Source organism: Bacillus cereus, from assembly GCF_002561295.1.
Lineage (GTDB): Bacteria > Bacillota > Bacilli > Bacillales > Bacillaceae_G > Bacillus_A > Bacillus_A cereus_S.
Genome location: NZ_NTUG01000020.1, coordinates 169,197 through 187,034 on the forward strand (window position 1 = coordinate 169,197; position 17,838 = coordinate 187,034).

Sequence of the window (17,838 nt, forward strand, 5' to 3'; positions counted from 1 at the left end):
TTAATTTCGAGAATGATGGTGATTTTTTATGCTGAAAGTAAAGCGTCCATTTGAAGCCTATTTAGATGAAATGAATAAAATTACAATTTTGCTCCCGCATACGTATGGAACAAGCCGGACCTTTTTTATACGGGAAGGGAATCATGTATGGGAGCTTAAGATTGCTCAAATCATTTCTCTTCCAGATGCAATGAAGTATGAATGTTATATGGAAGATCCACTTGATGTGGGGAAGTATTATACAGTGCGAGATGAGCGGAATGAGGAAACCGATTTACAAATTGGGGCGGTTATTCGAACGAATGTATTTGATGAAAAATATTATTATGATGGTAGCGATTTAGGTGCTTGTTATGAAAAGGAAAAAACAACGTTTAAAATGTGGGCACCAACTGCAAGGCTTGCCAAAGTAAGAATTTATAAAAATGATAAAGAGTATACGGATCATGAGATGAAAAGAGGAGAGAATGGCGTTTGGTCCTCTGTTTTACAAGGAGATTTTGAAAGGGCACAGTACACATTTCTCGTTTGTATTAATTTAATATGGAACGAAGCTGTAGATCCATATGTAAAATCTGTATCAGTGAATGGGAAATATGGAATTGTAGTTGATCCTGCAAAGACATATATAAAGCGGCAAAATATGTTACCAAAATTAGATTCTGTTACGGATGCAATCTTGTATGAAGTTCATATTCGTGATGCGACCATACATCCAAATAGTGGTGTAACAAAAAAGGGAACATATGCGGGGTTAACAGAAGAGCACACGAAGGGGAAGCTTGGAACGGAAACGGCCTTTTCTTATATAAAAGAATTAGGAATTACACATGTTGAAATTTTGCCCTTGCATCATTTTGCTGGTGTAGATGAAATGAAGCCTTTGGAAATGTATAACTGGGGTTATAACCCATTATATTACAACGCTCCAACAGGAGTATATGCAAGTAACCCTACTGATCCCTACAACCGAATTAAGGAGTGCAAACAATGTATTGAAACGTTTCATGAGCATGGACTTCGTGTGATTTTGGACGTTGTATACAATCATGTATATGAAAGAGAAACATCATCTTTTGAAAAGCTTGTACCAGGATATTATTTCAGACATGATGAGAATGGTATGCCATCAAATGGAACAGGAGTTGGAAACGATATAGCATCAGAGCGAAAAATGATGCGGAAATTTATAATCGATTCGGTATTATATTGGCTTACTGAATATAATGTTGATGGATTTCGGTTTGATTTAATGGGAGTTTTAGATGTTGAAACGGTGAATGAGCTAGAGAAGGAAGTAAAAAAAATAAAGCATGATGCATTGCTACTAGGTGAAGGATGGGATTTGCAAACACCACTTTCAGTAGACAAGAAAGCAACGCTTCATAATGCACATAAAATGCCACGAATCGCCCAGTTCAATGATCAATTTCGTGATGCGATAAAAGGTAGCACGTTCGATGTAAGTAGACGTGGTTTTGCCTTTGGAGAAAGTATAGATTTGAAACATTTACAATATGTGTTAGCAGGAAGTCTTATAAATGAAAAAGGAGAAGGGTTATTTTTAGAACCAATTCAAAGTATTAACTATGTGGAATGTCATGACAATATGACGATGTGGGATAAACTCGTGCGTAGCAACCAGGAAGCAGAAGAAGTGCAAAAAAGGCGTCATCGATTAGCGACGGCAATGACATTGTTCTCGCAAGGGATTCCATTTTTACATGCAGGACAAGAGTTTTACCGTTCGAAAAAAGGAAATGAAAATAGTTATAATGCGCCTGATGAAATTAATCAACTTGATTGGGATCAAAAAGAGAAGGAAATGGAAACAATCGCTTATATACAAGGCTTAATTGCAATTCGTAAGACGCATAGAGCGTTTCGCTTACCAGCAACTGACCTTATAAAGAAGCATATGACATTTTTACAAACACCTCCTACTGTTGTTGCTTATCATTTGCAAAATGTGGGAGAGTTCGGCCAGTGGAAAGAAATTGTTGTTTTATTTCATAACGGCTTGCAACGTGAGACGGTTTCACTGCCAAAAGATGAAATGTGGCACATATTAGCAGATAGTGAACAAGCAAATATAAAGCCAATTTCCTCGTTTCAAGGAAGGGAATTCCAAATGGCCCCAATTAGCTCGTATATATTGGCGATAATGTGACAAATCGCTACTTGACGATGAGAATGTAATAAATGTAGAATTGACAAAGGTGACGATTTTGATAAGTTGTCATTGTATGATTGGTTTTGTAAAATATAAAAGAATGGATAAATGATTTGTCCTGATTTCTTGGCCTATGCCAAGTTTTATTTTACCAAAAAACAAGCAAGAAGATATCGTCCTCAAGGGCTATGTTCAGCATGTCTTTGAGGATGAAGATGAATGGATTGTAATCGCCTTTGTAGAATAGATTAAAAAGTAGTTCCAAAGGCGCTTGCCAATGGAATAAAGAGGTTGTACCAGTAGGAAACTGTGTCAACTCTGCTCGTGAAGATGCACGAGAAACCCGCACTTTAAAATATAAAGGAACGAAGTGATGGGCGTTTTTATATGAATCCACAACATGTTCAAAATATGTTGCGGTTTTTCTTTTCATAACTATAAAAGATAAGGATTTGTTAACGGGTAATGGATATGGAATGGTTGGAACAATTATTAGGAAAAGAGTGGAGTCTTATACCAGCTGGTGGAGCAACGGGCGATGCATATATTGCGCAGAATGGACAACAAAAGCTATTTTTAAAGCGGAATACATCGCCTTTTTTAGCGGTATTGTCAGCAGAGGGAATTGTTCCAAAATTACTTTGGACAAGAAGGGTAACGAACGGTGATGTAATTTCAGCCCAAAAATGGCTTCCCGGACAGAAGCTAGAGCCAGAAGATATGAAATTAGAGCGTGTTGCGAAGCTTTTAAAGAAAATACATTCTTCTAAAGCTCTTGTACAGATGATTCAAAGGCTTGGAAAGCAGCCACTGCATGCACAGGAGTTATTAGAACAATTGTATTTTATTTTAAGAGGAGACATAAGAACGGATGAAACAATTCAGACAGGGCTGGGGTATTTAAAAGCTACACTGAAGGATATTGAATATGATGAATTTGTTGTATGTCATTGTGACGTGAATCATAACAATTGGTTATTATCGGATGAAGATGAATTATTTTTAATTGATTGGGACGGAGCTGTTATTGCAGATCCTGCCCTCGATCTTGGCATGTTATTACATTGGTATGTTCCGCGTCACGAATGGGACGAGTGGTTAGCGTATTATGGGATTACAATGAATGAATCATTGGTTCAGCGTATGAAGTGGTATGTAATAGCGCAAACTATTTTATCTGTTCAATGGCATACAACAAAAAAACAGCAAGCAGAAGCTGAATATTGGCATCAATATTTACAGCAACTACTTGCTTCAGAGTAAGGAATTAAGAAAAATTGTCCATTCCAGAAATCCATTGTGTGAGTTGCTCTTGATTATTAGAAATATGATTGTCTAAATCAGGAGAATATTTACCCGATTGACTATAATAATATACATCATTTAGCATTGCTTTTACATCGCTGTTTATAGTATCATTTGCAAGCAATGATTGAATGAGCCGTTCTAATTGTTCGCACTCAGAAACTGTTCCACAGCAATCACTTTGGTGATTGATTAAAATATCTTTTAAGATTTCTAATTGATGTTGTTGATTAATCGGCATGATTGAATCATCCTTTCGATTGTTGTTCAATTTGAACAAGTAAGAGAAATTTTCTGTTTCATCATGGAGAGTAGCTAGTCAATGTTTAACGAAACATTTCTGCTGGAAAGTTTCGTTCTATGCTCTTTGTAGTTTGCATCAAAATGGTACACCTTATACTTGAAAGAAACGGACCGAGTGCTCGTACGTACTTGGTTTTTTGTTTGATAGATAGATGGAAAAGAAAGAAGGCATGAACCTTCAAAAAAATAGTTTGGTAAAGAGAGGGAGACATCAATGCGTTTAAGACATAAACCATATGCAATGGATCGAATCAATGAGTACTCACAGTTTGTAATTGGAAATCCAGAGGAGCGTCGTGGCAATTGGCAAGCGGTGTTTGGAAATGATAATCCAATTCATATTGAAGTAGGTACAGGTCGTGGTCGCTTCGTGTATGAAATGGCAAAAGCAAATCCACATATTAATTATATTGGAATTGAAAAATTCACAAGTGTTGTTGTAGATGCACTTGATAAGTTAATCGAAGAAGAAGTACCAAATTTAAAATTAATGAATAAAGATGCTGAAGATTTGACAGTGTTCTTTGCAAAAGGTGAAATTGACCGTGTGTATTTAAATTTCTCAGATCCATGGCCAAAAAATCGTCACGCAAAGCGTCGTTTAACGTATAAAACATTTTTACGTAATTATGAAGAAGTGCTAGTAACGGGTGGGGAAATTCATTTTAAAACCGATAACCAAGGTTTATTTGAATACTCTCTTATGAGTATGGCTGAATATGGTATGTTACTCACATTCCTTAGCTTAGATCTTCATAATAGTGATTTCGAAGGTAATATTATGACGGAATACGAAGAAAAGTTCTCTAGTAAGGGACATCGTATTTATCGTGTTGAAGCGAAATATCGCACGGAACCTGCGCAGTAATGCGCGGTTTTTTTTATACGGTAAAATAATCTGAATTTTATGTTAAAATCAGAGTGAAAAGGGGGAATATAGAATGGAATCTTTAAAAATGGGAGAAATCAAAGTAACATGGCTGCGCGGCGGAAATACTCATTTAGATGGGGGAGCAATGTTTGGGGTTGTGCCGAAAGTGCTGTGGTCACGAAAATATAAACATAATGATACAAATCATATTTATTTACGGACAGACCCATTGCTTGTGCAAACGAAAGATGGAAACATGCTTATCGATTCAGGAATTGGAAATAAGAAAATGAATGAAAAGATGAAACGAAATCAAGGTGTGACGGAAGAATCGTCCGTTGAAATTTCTTTAGGTGAGGTTGGTTTGAAACCTGAAGATATTCACTATGTATTCATGACGCACCTTCACTTCGATCATGCATCAGGCCTAACGAAATGGGAAGAAGATAAGCTTGTTCCAACATTTCCAAATGCAAAGATATATGTGTCAGAAACCGAATGGAATGAAATGAGAAATCCAAATCTGCGATCTCGCAATACATATTGGCAGGAAAATTGGGAGCCAATTGTAGAACAAGTTGTTACCTTCAAAGAAGAAATACAAATTACAGATGAAATAACAATGGTACATACAGGCGGTCATAGTGATGGACATGCTGTCATTGTTCTCGAAAGTCAGGGAGAAACAATGCTTCATTTAGCGGATTTATTGCCAACGCACGCTCATCAAAATGTACTATGGGTTATGGCATATGATGATTACCCAATGACATCTATTGAACATAAGCAGAAGTGGATGAAGTATGGAACAGAAAAGAAAGCGTGGTTCACTTTTTATCATGATGCATATTACCGCGCTGTAAAGTGGGATGAGGAAGGGAATATGATTGAGAAGGTAGAACGAAAAGAAACACACATGCCAAGTAAAGTGTAAGCAAGATAGAGGCATGAAGTGGAGGGGGTCCCCCTCCACTAAAAAAGTAAGTTTGTATACGCTTTTACAACTATACACGATTTCGTTGTAAAGATTTGTCGAAAGAATAAACTTTAAAATATTCTGAAAATTGTTATAATATCTCTGAGTTACTGCATTGTTATAGGTTTTATATGATAAGCGTTTTATCCCGTAAAAGCCCGATTGGTGATGGCTGATTAAAGTTTCACTTTATTTGAAAAGGGGGAAATATATTGTATATAACGATTGGAAAGTTACTTGAAATGACCACTGGAAAATATCCAAATAAAGAAGCGATTGTTGAACCGGAAAAAAATATTCGCTGGACGTATACGGAATGGAATGAACAAGTGAATAAGCTAGCTTATGCGCTTCAAAAAAGTGGTATACAAAAAGGTGACCGCGTCTCGACATTTCTCTTTAATAGTAGTGAACTTGCTACTACATGTTTTGCTTGTGCAAAAATTGGCGCCATATTCAACCCCATTAATTTTAGATTAAAGCCGCAAGAACTCAGTTATATATTAGAAGATGCTTCTCCAAAAATCGTACTTTTTGAAAAGCAATTATCCTCCCAAGTACAAAGCGTTCATAAACAATTTCCTCATATTCAGTTCTGGTCTATTGACAAAAATCATCCACCGTTTTCTATTTCATATGAAGAAAAACTAGCCGGTGCATTATCGAATTTCGAAACAGTAGAAGTAAAAGAAGATGATATTTGTTCCATTATGTATACAAGTGGAACAACTGGTTATCCGAAGGGAGTACTTCATCGTCACCGAGAAATTATTGATCAAAGTTTGTTAGGAATCGCATATTTACATTATACCGAAAGTAGTCGTGGTCTTGTAACGGCACCGATGTTTCATTGTGCTGAGTTGCACTGTTGCTTCGTTCCAAGGGTACATAGCGGCGCTACGAATATTATTCTGCACCATTTTGATGCTAAGAAAGTGCTTGAAACGATTGGAAAAGAAAAGGTTACTGTTATGTTTGCAGCACCTACAATGTGGAATATGATGTTGCAGGAAGATTTAATGCAGTATGATTTATCTTCTCTTCGGTATGGTTTATATGGAGCAGCTTCAATGGCACCGGCACTTGTAAAAGCTTGTGATGAAAAATTGAATGTTTCATTAGTACAAGCTTACGGTATGACGGAAATGGGACCAGCAGTTGCTTTTTTACGAGAAAATGAACAAATTACGAAAGTAGGTTCTGCAGGGAAAGCTGCCTATAATCATGAAATTCGTGTTGTCCGTCCGAATGAAGAAGGGCCATCTGAGCCAGATGATATATTACCGCCGTATGAAATTGGAGAAATTATTATGCGAGGTTCTTGTTTAATGAAAGGATATTACAACGATGAAGAGGCAACAGCTAAAGCATTATATAAAGGATGGTACCATTCTGGGGATTTAGGTTATGTAGATATAGATGGTTATTTGTACGTTGCAGACCGTGTTGACGATATGGTTATTAGTGGCGGAGAAAACATTTATCCACGCGAAGTTGAGGATTTTCTGTACACACATGAAAGCATTTTAGATGTTGCGGTTCTTGGAGAGAAAGATGAGCTTTGGGGAGAAAGTGTTCTAGCATACATCGTTTCAAAAGATCAGTCTCTTACCGAAGAAATATTAGATGAGTATTGTAAATCAAGTGAAAAGCTTGCTGATTACAAACGTCCGCGTCGCTATGTGTTTGTTGAGCAACTCCCAAGAAATGCAAGTGGTAAAATACAGAAGTTTATTTTGCGTAAAGCAGGAGCGGAAGGGAGGATATGATGAAACATAAGTATTTACAAGAAGAGCATCACATTTTTCGTGATGCTTTTCGTAAATTTTTAGAAAAGGAAGCATATCCATACTATATTGACTGGGAAAAAGAGGGGATGATACCTCGTTCTTTCTGGACAAGTATGGGGAGTAAAGGTTTTCTTTGTCCCATGGTAGATGAGCCGCATGGCGGAGCAGGTGCTGATTTTGGATATTCAGTTGTCATTAACGAGGAACTTGAAAAGGTTGGGTCAAGTTTAATCGGAATTGGTTTGCATAATGACATTGTTGTTCCATACTTCACGCAGTATGGAACAGAAGAACAAAAGAAGCGCTGGTTACCAAAATGCGTAAGCGGCGAATATATAACTGCAATTGCGATGACAGAGCCAGGAGCAGGTTCTGATTTGGCAAGTATTCGAACAACGGCAAGGAAAGAAGGTGAGTATTATGTCGTGAATGGTGAAAAAACATTTATTACAAATGGTATTCATGCGGATTTAGTCATTGTTGTTTGTAAGACAGACACAAAAGTTAAACCAGCTCATAAAGGAATGAGTTTGCTCGTTTTAGAAAGGGGGATGGAAGGATTTAAGAGAGGGAAAAAACTTAAAAAAATTGGCTTACATAGCCAAGATACAGCAGAGCTTATTTTTGAAGATGTAAAAGTTCCTGCTTCGAACTTGTTAGGGAAAGAAGGAAAAGGCTTTTATTATCTTATGGAAAAGCTGCAGCAAGAACGCCTCATCGTTGCAATTGCAGCGAAAACAGCAGCGGAAGTAATGTTACATATAACGAAAAAGTATGTAAAAGAGCGAAAAGCATTCGGGAAACATATAAGCGATTTTCAAACGGTACAGTTTCGATTAGCAGAGATGTATACGGAAATTGAAATCGGTAAAACGTTTGTAGATGACTGTATTACCGCTCATATGAACGGTGAGAATATCGTAACAAAAGTATCGATGGCGAAGTGGTGGTTAACAGATCTTGCAAAAAAAGTGTCAACAGAGTGCATACAGTTACACGGCGGGTATGGCTATATGGAAGAATACGAGATTGCACGCCGTTATCGTGATATTCCGGTAAGTTCGATTTATGCTGGCACGAATGAAATCATGAAAAGTATAATTGCAAAAAGCATGGACTTATGATGCTGTAAAAAACAGTTATTGATGTCTCTCATTCTATTACCCAATAATATTCAAAACTATTTTGAGACTAATGCTTTATTTGAATGCATTACATAGAAAAAATGAAAAGTAATGATAGGAGGAATATGATGATTCAAAATATCGCAGTAATTGGTGTAGGAATTATGGGAAGTGGAATTGTCCAAGCGTTAGCGATGGGTGGTAAACATGTGAAAATGTATGACGTATCAGAAGACAGTTTACAAAAAGCTTATGGAACGATCACCAAAAGCTTGAGTCGTTTTGTTAGTGCAGGACGTATGACGGATGAGGAGAAAAATAGAATCTTATCCAATATAACCTCTACAGTTATATTGCAAGAGGCTTGCCAAAATGTAGAGCTTGTTATTGAAGCTGTACCGGAAATATTACAGTTAAAGAAGGAGATTTTTCAAAAGCTAGATTTGTATACAGCGCAATCTACTATTCTAGCAACAAATACCTCTGAATTAAGTGTAACTGCAATTGCAAGTGCAACGAGTCGTCCTGAAAAAGTAGTGGGAATGCACTGGTTTAACCCTGCTCCTGTTATGAAGCTCGTTGAAATTGTACGAGGGGTAGTTACGGCAGAAAGCACAATACAAGCGGTAAGAACAGTATCAGAAGAACTTGGAAAAGAAACGGTAGTTGTGAAAGATATGCAAGGATTTGTGACCACACGGGCAATTGCTATTCATATGTTAGAGTGCATGCGTATGTATGAGGAAGGCATTACAAGCAAAGAAGAAATTGATAAGGCGATTAAGCTTGGTTTGAACTATCCAATGGGACCATTTGAATTAGCAGATTATGTGGGGCTAGATACAATGCTATTTGCGAGCAAAGGACTAACAGAAGCATTTGGTGATAGGTTTAGAGCACCGCAAACACTTGTGAAACTTGTAGAGGCAGGGCATCTTGGAAGAAAGACTGGGAAAGGATTTTATGATTATTCAAAAGGGAAAGTAGGAGAGAAAATATGAAGCGAGATGTTGTTATTGTTGAAGCTGTACGTACACCAGTTGGTAAAAGAAATGGAGCGTTCCGTTTACTTCACCCAGTGCAACTTGCGGCAGTTGCACTGGATGAGGTAACAAAACGAGGCAATATAGAAAAAGGACTTATAGAAGATATTGTTATGGGTTGTGTAACGCCAATTAACGAACAAGGTTTTAATATTGGAAGGCTTTCGGCACTTGAAGCAGGTTTTCCAATAACAGTTCCGTCAGTAACAATTAATCGTCTTTGCGGTTCTGGGCAACAGGCTATTCATTTTGCCGCGCAAGAAATTAAATCAGGGGATATGGACATTACAATTGCAGCTGGTGTAGAACATATGACAAAAGTTCCTATTTTAAGTGATGGGAATGAACAAACCATCCCAAGCAGTCTTCACGAAAAGTATCAAATTGTTCATCAAGGTGTATCCGCTGAGATGATTGCAGAAAAATATGGTATTACTCGTGAACAGTTAGATACTTACGCGTTAGAAAGTCATAGACGAGCACTTCAAGCAATTGAAGCGGGACACTTTCAGCGAGAGATTGTCCCACTGCGCGGTGTAGATAAAGAAGGCAATGAAATAGTAGTTGAAAATGATGAAGGACCAAGAAGAGATACTTCTTATGAAGCGTTAGCCAATTTAAAAACGGTGTTTAAAGAAAATGGAGTGATTACAGCAGGGAATGCAAGTCAAATTAGTGATGGTGCTGCAGCGATCTTGTTAATGGATAGTGAAAAGGCGAAAGAACTGGGATGTAAAGCACGCGCTCGTATTGTGAATCAAGTGGTTGTTGGTTCCGATCCAACGACAATGCTTGATGGCGTTATTCCTGCAACGAAAAAAGTGCTACAAAAATCAAATTTAACAATTCAAGACATGGATGTTATAGAGATTAATGAAGCGTTTGCATCGGTTGTTTTAGCATGGCAAAAGGAAATGGAAGCAGATTTACAAAAGGTGAATGTGAATGGTGGTGCGATAGCCTTAGGTCATCCGCTTGGAGCAACTGGTGCGAAATTAATGACTTCTCTTCTTCATGAATTAGAAAGAAGGCAGGGAAGATACGGCCTGTTAACGATTTGTATTGGACACGGGATGTCGACAGCGACGATAATTGAAAGAATGTAAAAAAGGCGTGCAGAAATTCATCTGCACGCTGTGCTTGAAAGAGGATGATAAAGCAAAACCTCTTTCAAGCATAAAAATATGTTTTCGGATTAGCCGAGTATCTTTATGCTGCTATTACCTCTAAAACAGTACCTGTTTTTGCATCTACTAAAAACTCAAAACGTTCTTGTATATCATTTAAAATCGTTGTAAGCCCGCCGCGGTATACTTCGTACGCGACATCATATTTTTCAAATGTCTCTGGAACCATATGTACCCAAGAGCCAGTAACTTCGCCTTTATGACTTAATGCCTGTTTCACCATTTTTAATGCTTTTTCTGAAGAAATATGTGATTGTTCTTGAACTTTGTTTGCAACAAGATAACCAGCTGCAAAACCAACACCAACACCAGCTAGTAAACCTTTCCAGCTCATATATTCACCTCACTTCTATAAAATAGTGTATTGATAATAATTATAATGCAATTTTAACGAAAAAAGAAGAAACTAGAAACATTTCGAAAATTTCGTTACAATAAAAGAGGTATTCTACTACGGTTTGAAAGAAGGGAACTTCGTGAATAAAGAGACATTAGAATTATTTCGTACGTTAACAGAATTACAAGGTACATCAGGATTTGAGCATGATGTGCGCCGTTTTATGAAACAAGAGCTAAGTAAATATGCAGATGAAATCGTTCAAGACGGTTTAGGTAGCGTGTTCGGTCTGAAAAAAGGGGATGAAAATGGCCCACGTGTACTTGTAGCAGGTCATATGGATGAAGTCGGCTTTATGGTTACGCAAATTACGAAAAACGGGATGATTCGTTTTCAAACGCTAGGAGGCTGGTGGAGTCAAGTATTACTAGCACAGCGTGTACAAATTATGACGAAAAATGGCCCGATTGTTGGGGTTGTTGGTTCTATTCCACCTCACTTATTAAGTGATGCGCAACGTGCAAAACCGATGGATATAAAAAATATGCTAATTGATATCGGTGCAGACAGTTATGAAGATGCACTTGAAATTGGTGTGAAACCAGGTCAACAAATCGTTCCAATTTGCCCGTTTACACCGATGGCAAATGAAAAGAAAATTATGGCGAAAGCTTGGGACAACCGTTACGGCTGCGGGCTTGCAATTGAATTGTTAAAAGAATTAAAAGATGAAAAGTTGCCAAATACATTATATTCTGGTGCGACTGTGCAAGAAGAAGTAGGTCTTCGCGGCGCACAAACAGCTGCGAATATGATTCAGCCAGATATTTTTTATGCACTTGATGCAAGTCCAGCAAATGATGCATCTGGGGATAAAACGCAGTTCGGTCAATTAGGTAAAGGAGCGCTTCTTCGTATTTATGACCGTACAATGGTAACACATAGAGGAATGCGTGAATTTATTTTAGATACAGCAGAAACACATAACATTCCGTACCAATACTTTATTTCACAAGGTGGTACAGATGCTGGCCGTGTACATACGAGTAACTCCGGTATTCCATCAGCAGTAATTGGTGTATGTGCTCGTTACATTCATACACATGCATCGATTTTACATGTTGATGATTACGCAGCGGCGAAAGAGTTAATTACGAAGCTTGTAAGAGCGACAGATAAAACGACATTGGAAACAATTAAAAATAACGCTTAGAAGGAAGGGGGAAACCCCTTTCTTTTTTTAGATGGAAGAGAGTATCCGTCCGTGTGTAGAAGCGGACAGTGCCTTTTTGGATTCCATGCCATGTGAGACCAGAAGGAGGATGCAAGTGGAAGACTTCTTTTGTTTTCATAGCTGCAATTTTTATATAGGAAAAAGGAAAAGAAATCATTCTTTTTTAGATGGAAGAGAGCATCCATCCATGGGTAGAAAAGGTCAGGTTTCTTTAATCCCATATAGAGTTAAAAACAAGGGGAGAACAAGAGCGTCAATTACATTTTGTTCTTTGTAGCATTATATAGAGGTGAATGATATGAAAATAGCAGTTGGATCGAAAAACCAAACAAAAGTAGGGGCTGTACAAGCGGTATGGAACGAAGCGAATATTACAGCTGTTTCAGTCCCTTCAGGAGTAGCAGCACAACCATTTTCTGATGAAGAAACGATGCAAGGCGCAATGAATAGAGCGAAGCGAGCGCTAGAAGCAGAACAAGCTGATATTGGGTTTGGATTAGAAGGCGGTGTTATGAAAACAGAGCACGGCTTGTTTATGTGCAACTGGGGTGCTTTAGCGACGAGTACAGGGAAGGTATTTGTCGCAGGTGGCGCACGGATTAAACTTCCAGATGATTTTCTTGCGCCTCTTGAAGAGGGAAAAGAGTTAAGTGAAGTAATGGAGGCATTTGTGAAACGGAAAGATATTCGTAGTCATGAAGGTGCAATCGGAATCTTCACAGATCATTATGTGGATCGTACAGAATTATTTGTCCATGTTGTAAAGCTATTAGTTGGGCAATATAAGTATGATGAAAAACAAGCATAAACCTTGCACCATACGCGATGTATGGTAGTATAAAAGAAAGATTACACATGAAAAGATACACTTCGTTAGAGGAGGAAATATAGATGAAATCATTAGAAAGCATGGAGCAATTCCAAACGTTAAAAAATGAAGAGAAAGTTATTTTTATGTTCTCAGCAGAATGGTGCCCAGATTGCCGTTTTGTCGATCCATTTATGCCAGAAGTAGAAGAGAAATATAGTGATTTCTCATTTTACTATGTAGATCGTGATGAGTTTATTGATCTGTGTGTAAAATTAGATGTATTTGGCATTCCTAGCTTTGTAGCGTACAATAAAGGTGAAGAAACTGGACGCTATGTAAACAAAGATCGTAAAACACAAGAGCAAATCGAAGCGTTTATTGAAGGGTTAAAATAAGGCGAATAGCCAATTAAATTGTAAAAACAACCTCTACCTTCGCCGGGGAGGTTATTTTTTTGGAAGGGAGGCAAAAGGCATGAAAATGACAAGTAAAAAGATGAAAGAAGAGTTAATGAAGAGATTGGCTCGCCCGGAATGGGAATTTCATTATGATAGCGAAAAGGATACACTTCGTATTGAACAAAAAGATACGAAAAAAGGAATTAATGTATCACTCCCAGGAGTTGTGGCAAAGTGGGAAGTGAAAAAGGAAACGGCAATTGAAGAGGTTGCATATTACGTGGAAGAGGCACTTCTTGCGATGCATAAAGAAGAAAGCAGCGCAGCAAAAATTCTGCCCGTTATTCGCTCTACCTCTTTCCCGAAACAAGCGGAGGAAGGCAATCCGTTTTTAATGACGGATCATACAGCAGAAACACGTATTTATTATGCATTAGATTCTAATAAAACATATCGATTAATTGATGAACGTTTGTTACAAAAGTTAGGGCTTACAGAGCAGCAAGTACGTGAAATGGCATTGTTTAATGTGCGCTCATTAAGTCATACATTTAAACAAGATGAAGTAGCAGGAAATACATTTTATTTCTTAAACACAAATGATGGATATGATGCGAGTCGTATTTTGAATGAATCACTATTACAATCAATGCGCGAAAAGATTTCAGGTGACATGGTGGTGGCTGTTCCGCATCAAGATGTTTTAATTATTGCTGATATCGTGAACGAAATCGGTTATGATATTATTGCACAAATGACAATGAAGTTTTTTGCTGAAGGTCATGTTCCGATTACATCACTTTCATTTGTATATGAAGATGGGGACTTTGAACCGATCTTTATTTTAGCAAAAAATCGGAAGAAGACAGATGAAAAAGAGAAAGGATGAACAAAGTGAACGTTTTTTACAACCTTGAAGGAATTGGCGACACATTAATCGTTGCCTTACAAGATATTACATTAGAAAACCGTACGTTTGACCGTAAAGGAGATGTTGCTCGCGTTTATGATCGTGAGAGCAACGTAACAGGAGGATTTAACATCTTCAATGCATCTTCTTATGTAGAAGTAAAGGAAACAGGAAATCTTACTTTAACAAAAGAGCTTGTTGAAAAAATCAACGAAATCTTAGCGGAAAATGGATTTGAAGAAAAAGTAGAAGCAGATCTAACGCCGAAATTTGTTGTTGGTTACGTAGCTGAAAAAGAAAAACATCCAAATGCTGATAAATTGAGCATTTGTAAAGTAGAAATCGGTACAGAGACATTGCAAATCGTATGTGGTGCACCAAACGTTGATGCAGGACAAAAAGTTGTTGTTGCAAAAATTGGTGCTGTAATGCCAAGCGGTATGTTAATTAAACCAGCTGAGCTTCGCGGTACGCCATCTTCTGGTATGCTTTGCTCTGCACGTGAATTAGAACTTCCAGATGCTCCGCAAGAAAAAGGTATTCTTGTATTAGAAGGTAGCTATGAAGTTGGACAAGAATTTAAATTTTAATTCATATAAAAAAGTAGCCTCATTATAAAATGAGGCTACTTTTTTTGTGGAAATGTTCCTAGATTGTAACGCTTATCCCGAAAAACCATATTGTATTCCAGAAACAAATTAGTTAAAATTTAGAAAAAATAGAAGGGATAGGGACGTATGAAACAACATCTAAAAGTAAAAGAACTCCTAGGTCTTATCGAAACTTCGAAAAAACATGATATTGAATTACAATCATTTGAAATATATTTATTTCATGAAAATGAATTGGAAAAGGGACAAATTGGATATCGATATGATAAAGACAAAAGTACACTTATTGATGGGAAAAAGGGAGATTGGCAAGAAGGCTGGATTGTGATTGGATATGATACTGATATGGGTGATCCGATTTTTGTTGATATAGATGATCCATTATATCCAATATATACAGCAGAAAAAGGATCGGACATATGGGAACCAGTTTGTATAGCGAACAGTATAGATGAGATTATGAAACAATTAAACGAAATGTAGGGTGTTTTTGCTAAAGTATGCGCCAAGTGGATGGAGGAGAAAAGATGAAGTATATAAAAATGATGTGTGTAGTTGCATTACTTGGAATATATATGGGCGCATGCTCGAAGGAACAAAAAAAGGAAACGCCTGTTACTGTACAAGAAGAGAGTAACAGGGTTGTAGACCAAACGAAAGAAGCACCACTAGAAAAGAAAGTAGAAACTGAAGTGCCAGTGGAACAAGGGGGAGAACAAGAGAAAAAAACTGAACAAGTACCACCGGCTGAAGAATCGGCGAAAACCTCTGAAGTAAAAGTGGATGCTGAGCAAAAACAAGGGAAGTTTCTTGTTGTGATTGATCCGGGGCATCAAGAGAAAGCAAACTTAAATTTAGAACCAGTTGGCCCGGGTGCAGTTGAGCAGAAATATAAAGTGACCGATGGGACGACTGGTGTTGTGACGAAAAAGCGTGAATCGGTTCTTATGTTAGAAGCTGCTGTTATGTTAAAAGAGAAGCTAGAAGCGAAAGGGATACAAGTACTTATGACACGAACGTCACATGATGTTGATATAAGTAATAAAGAGCGAGCGACATTTGCAAATGATCATCAAGCAGATTTGTTTTTACGTCTTCATGCGGATAGTTCAGAAAATCAAGCACAAAAAGGGTTTGCAGTGTTGACACCAGCGGAAGGAAATACATATACAAAAGGAATTTATGCAGAGAGTTTACAAGTTTCTCAAATAATCGTAGAGAAAATGAAAGAAAACAGTCAGGTGAAAGTGAATGGGATTAAGTTTCGTGATGATCTTTCTGGATTCAATTGGTCAAAGGTTCCAAGCGTTTTACTTGAACTTGGATTCATGTCAAATCCGGAAGAAGACAAAAAACTATCAGATCCACAATATGTAAGCATTTTACTGCAAAGTGTGACAGAGGGTGTGGAAACATATCGGAAGAGTAAAGCGTAACCGGCAGTCTTATATAGGAGACTGCTTTTTGTATGTAAAAGCAAGTTAAAAAACTTTCTTTTTAGGTAGAAGAGAGAACCTGTCCATGTGCGGAAGTGGTCAGTTTCTTTTTTTTGCTCCATGCCGGGTTTAAAACAAAGTAGAGAAGGAGAGAGTAAGTCCTCCTTTGTGTTCAGAGTAACGACTTATAAGCTGAGAAGCTATTGTACTTACTGAAAATCTGAATATAGTGGATAAAATACAAGAACGTAATTTTACCTGCACTTTTTGCTGAATGCTGATACAATAAAGGATGTTACTATTTAGTAGAAAGAGTGGTAAGCATGTTAGATTGGATGAAAAAGCTGTTTAACAAAGAGGAACATCAGGAAGAAAAAACAGCGATGAATAAAGAAGTACCGAAGAACACTGAAAGTAAGCCGAACATTCCTCGTGTAAACCACTACACTGCAGCAAGAGAAGCGCAAATGGCGAGTCGGAATTCGGGTGTGAAATGTCGATTTCCGTTAGTGCCTGATGATGGATTTGATGAGGAGGATGTGGAAGACTCAGCATATGTTGAAGAGCAGCCACTGCCGAGGGTAACAAACATGGAGAGACGCGGGCCGATATATGTAGAAGAAGAACCAATTCGTACATTTATCCCGCAGCAAACTGAGCGAGAAGTTGAGCCAGAGCCTTTCATACAAAAAAAATCTGTGCCAATACAAGAAAGTAATCGAAGACCATTTCGCCCAACAGAGATGATTTCACCGATCTTTGGATATAAACGTCCGTCTATGGAGAAAGAAGAAATAAAGGCGGAAGAAAAAAGACAGGAAGATCTTGAAATATCGGTTGAAGGAAAACCAGTCGTCGATGCATGGCTAGAGAAAAAAGGCTACTCACTTGCTGATCTTTCAGATGAATCTTTTACGCCTTCTAAGGACAGAGAGCCAAGCTTAGATGAGAATCAACAACAAGGAAGTAAAAAAGAAGAAAAGTCCGTTGTTGATCAGTGGTTAGAGAAAAATGGTTACGACTCTGAACGTGTATTTACTGCGTTAGAGAAGGACGAAAATGAGAATGTTCCTTCAGACTCTCGTCCATTTGCAACTGATGGCTTGTTACATAAATCAGTTGGACAGGATAACAAGAAAGAAGAACATACTCTTCATAACGAGCAGGCATTTGGACAAGAGACAGATGTAGTGGAAGAGGATAATGAAGAAAAAGAAGAATCTCTACAAAATCAATTACGAGACGCTATTGTCGAAAACGGTAATATAACGTCAACAGCAGAGGTTGAATATAAGAAAGAAACAGAAGCTGTATCAGAACCGGAAGAAG

Annotated in this window: 17 protein-coding genes and 1 pseudogene; 16 read left to right on the forward strand and 2 right to left on the reverse strand. The window is 37.7% G+C overall.

Annotated features, from left to right (window positions below):
- Positions 1–28 precede the first annotated feature (28 nt).
- Positions 29–2,170: a type I pullulanase gene (gene pulA / locus CN373_RS13920; RefSeq protein ID WP_000921767.1), complete on the forward strand. Its 2,142-nt coding sequence runs from the start codon at positions 29–31 to the stop codon at positions 2,168–2,170.
- A 468-nt stretch (positions 2,171–2,638) separates the two neighbouring features.
- Positions 2,639–3,436: a phosphotransferase family protein gene (locus CN373_RS13925; protein ID WP_000367058.1), complete on the forward strand. Its 798-nt coding sequence runs from the start codon at positions 2,639–2,641 to the stop codon at positions 3,434–3,436.
- Between the two features lie 4 nt (positions 3,437–3,440).
- On the opposite strand, the gene CN373_RS13930 is transcribed toward CN373_RS13925, so the two are convergent.
- The gene (locus CN373_RS13930) at positions 3,441–3,719 is read right to left on the reverse strand and encodes a YtzH-like family protein (protein WP_001122232.1); all 279 of its coding nucleotides are present in this window, start codon (positions 3,717–3,719) and stop codon (positions 3,441–3,443) included.
- A 276-nt stretch (positions 3,720–3,995) separates the two neighbouring features.
- Here CN373_RS13930 and trmB point away from each other — a divergent pair, with 276 nt between their 5' ends.
- From trmB to CN373_RS13960, 6 genes are all read left to right on the forward strand, one after another.
- Complete coding sequence (gene trmB, locus CN373_RS13935; protein ID WP_001239386.1) at positions 3,996–4,649, forward strand: tRNA (guanosine(46)-N7)-methyltransferase TrmB; 654 nt, start codon at positions 3,996–3,998, stop codon at positions 4,647–4,649.
- 73 nt (positions 4,650–4,722) lie between these two features.
- Positions 4,723–5,586: a YtnP family quorum-quenching lactonase gene (locus tag CN373_RS13940; protein ID WP_098359551.1), complete on the forward strand. Its 864-nt coding sequence runs from the start codon at positions 4,723–4,725 to the stop codon at positions 5,584–5,586.
- A gap of 254 nt (positions 5,587–5,840) precedes the next feature.
- Positions 5,841–7,397 (forward strand): fatty acid--CoA ligase, encoded by a 1,557-nt coding sequence (locus CN373_RS13945; protein ID WP_098359552.1) that lies wholly within the window; start codon positions 5,841–5,843, stop codon positions 7,395–7,397.
- Positions 7,397–8,542 carry an acyl-CoA dehydrogenase family protein gene (locus CN373_RS13950; RefSeq protein ID WP_098359553.1) on the forward strand — a complete coding sequence of 382 codons (1,146 nt, stop codon included), beginning with the start codon at positions 7,397–7,399 and terminating at the stop codon, positions 8,540–8,542. Before CN373_RS13945 ends, CN373_RS13950 begins: the two co-directional genes overlap by 1 nt.
- Positions 8,543–8,670: 128 nt before the next feature.
- Positions 8,671–9,543: a 3-hydroxyacyl-CoA dehydrogenase family protein gene (locus CN373_RS13955; protein WP_000615598.1), complete on the forward strand. Its 873-nt coding sequence runs from the start codon at positions 8,671–8,673 to the stop codon at positions 9,541–9,543.
- A complete protein-coding gene (locus tag CN373_RS13960; RefSeq protein WP_000817627.1) occupies positions 9,540–10,691 on the forward strand; it encodes a thiolase family protein in 1,152 nt (383 codons plus the stop codon). The genes CN373_RS13955 and CN373_RS13960 overlap by 4 nt, the downstream gene beginning before the upstream one ends.
- 103 nt (positions 10,692–10,794) lie before the next feature.
- Here CN373_RS13960 and CN373_RS13965 read toward each other — a convergent pair whose 3' ends face one another.
- The gene (locus CN373_RS13965; RefSeq protein ID WP_000118534.1) at positions 10,795–11,106 is read right to left on the reverse strand and encodes a PepSY domain-containing protein; all 312 of its coding nucleotides are present in this window, start codon (positions 11,104–11,106) and stop codon (positions 10,795–10,797) included.
- A 142-nt stretch (positions 11,107–11,248) separates the two neighbouring features.
- On the opposite strand from CN373_RS13965, the gene CN373_RS13970 reads away from it, so the two are divergent.
- The 8 genes and pseudogenes from CN373_RS13970 to CN373_RS14005 form a co-directional block, all read left to right on the forward strand.
- The gene (locus CN373_RS13970; RefSeq protein ID WP_033664814.1) at positions 11,249–12,322 is read left to right on the forward strand and encodes a M42 family metallopeptidase; all 1,074 of its coding nucleotides are present in this window, start codon (positions 11,249–11,251) and stop codon (positions 12,320–12,322) included.
- A 319-nt stretch (positions 12,323–12,641) separates the two neighbouring features.
- Positions 12,642–13,151, forward strand: a complete 510-nt coding sequence (locus CN373_RS13975; protein WP_000686161.1) for a DUF84 family protein — start codon at positions 12,642–12,644, stop codon at positions 13,149–13,151.
- Positions 13,152–13,234: 83 nt separating this feature from the next.
- A complete protein-coding gene (locus tag CN373_RS13980; protein WP_000838194.1) occupies positions 13,235–13,549 on the forward strand; it encodes a thioredoxin family protein in 315 nt (104 codons plus the stop codon).
- 79 nt (positions 13,550–13,628) lie between these two features.
- Positions 13,629–14,441, forward strand: a complete 813-nt coding sequence (locus tag CN373_RS13985) for a DUF1444 domain-containing protein (protein ID WP_000784616.1) — start codon at positions 13,629–13,631, stop codon at positions 14,439–14,441.
- The gene (gene ytpR / locus CN373_RS13990; RefSeq protein ID WP_001045348.1) at positions 14,438–15,052 is read left to right on the forward strand and encodes a YtpR family tRNA-binding protein; all 615 of its coding nucleotides are present in this window, start codon (positions 14,438–14,440) and stop codon (positions 15,050–15,052) included. Before CN373_RS13985 ends, ytpR begins: the two co-directional genes overlap by 4 nt.
- A 147-nt stretch (positions 15,053–15,199) precedes the next feature.
- Positions 15,200–15,556: a hypothetical protein gene (locus tag CN373_RS13995; protein WP_000809188.1), complete on the forward strand. Its 357-nt coding sequence runs from the start codon at positions 15,200–15,202 to the stop codon at positions 15,554–15,556.
- 44 nt (positions 15,557–15,600) lie between these two features.
- Positions 15,601–16,509 carry an N-acetylmuramoyl-L-alanine amidase gene (locus CN373_RS14000; RefSeq protein WP_000874089.1) on the forward strand — a complete coding sequence of 303 codons (909 nt, stop codon included), beginning with the start codon at positions 15,601–15,603 and terminating at the stop codon, positions 16,507–16,509.
- Positions 16,510–16,832: 323 nt separating this feature from the next.
- Positions 16,833–17,838 (forward strand): annotated as a pseudogene (locus CN373_RS14005) (DNA translocase FtsK); the annotation flags it as partial.

Excerpts from the sequence above, each read along its gene's own strand:
- pulA (WP_000921767.1), top strand. The coding sequence starts at position 29 with ATGCTGAAAGTAAAGCGTCCATTTGAAGCCTATTTAGATGAAATGAAT.
- CN373_RS13925 (WP_000367058.1), top strand. The coding sequence starts at position 2,639 with ATGGATATGGAATGGTTGGAACAATTATTAGGAAAAGAGTGGAGTCTT.
- CN373_RS13930 (WP_001122232.1), bottom strand. The coding sequence starts at position 3,719 with ATGCCGATTAATCAACAACATCAATTAGAAATCTTAAAAGATATTTTA.
- trmB (WP_001239386.1), top strand. The coding sequence starts at position 3,996 with ATGCGTTTAAGACATAAACCATATGCAATGGATCGAATCAATGAGTAC.
- CN373_RS13940 (WP_098359551.1), top strand. The coding sequence starts at position 4,723 with ATGGAATCTTTAAAAATGGGAGAAATCAAAGTAACATGGCTGCGCGGC.
- CN373_RS13950 (WP_098359553.1), top strand. The coding sequence starts at position 7,397 with ATGAAACATAAGTATTTACAAGAAGAGCATCACATTTTTCGTGATGCT.
- CN373_RS13955 (WP_000615598.1), top strand. The coding sequence starts at position 8,671 with ATGATTCAAAATATCGCAGTAATTGGTGTAGGAATTATGGGAAGTGGA.
- CN373_RS13960 (WP_000817627.1), top strand. The coding sequence starts at position 9,540 with ATGAAGCGAGATGTTGTTATTGTTGAAGCTGTACGTACACCAGTTGGT.
- CN373_RS13965 (WP_000118534.1), bottom strand. The coding sequence starts at position 11,106 with ATGAGCTGGAAAGGTTTACTAGCTGGTGTTGGTGTTGGTTTTGCAGCT.
- CN373_RS13975 (WP_000686161.1), top strand. The coding sequence starts at position 12,642 with ATGAAAATAGCAGTTGGATCGAAAAACCAAACAAAAGTAGGGGCTGTA.
- CN373_RS13980 (WP_000838194.1), top strand. The coding sequence starts at position 13,235 with ATGAAATCATTAGAAAGCATGGAGCAATTCCAAACGTTAAAAAATGAA.
- CN373_RS13985 (WP_000784616.1), top strand. The coding sequence starts at position 13,629 with ATGAAAATGACAAGTAAAAAGATGAAAGAAGAGTTAATGAAGAGATTG.
- ytpR (WP_001045348.1), top strand. The coding sequence starts at position 14,438 with ATGAACAAAGTGAACGTTTTTTACAACCTTGAAGGAATTGGCGACACA.
- CN373_RS13995 (WP_000809188.1), top strand. The coding sequence starts at position 15,200 with ATGAAACAACATCTAAAAGTAAAAGAACTCCTAGGTCTTATCGAAACT.
- CN373_RS14000 (WP_000874089.1), top strand. The coding sequence starts at position 15,601 with ATGAAGTATATAAAAATGATGTGTGTAGTTGCATTACTTGGAATATAT.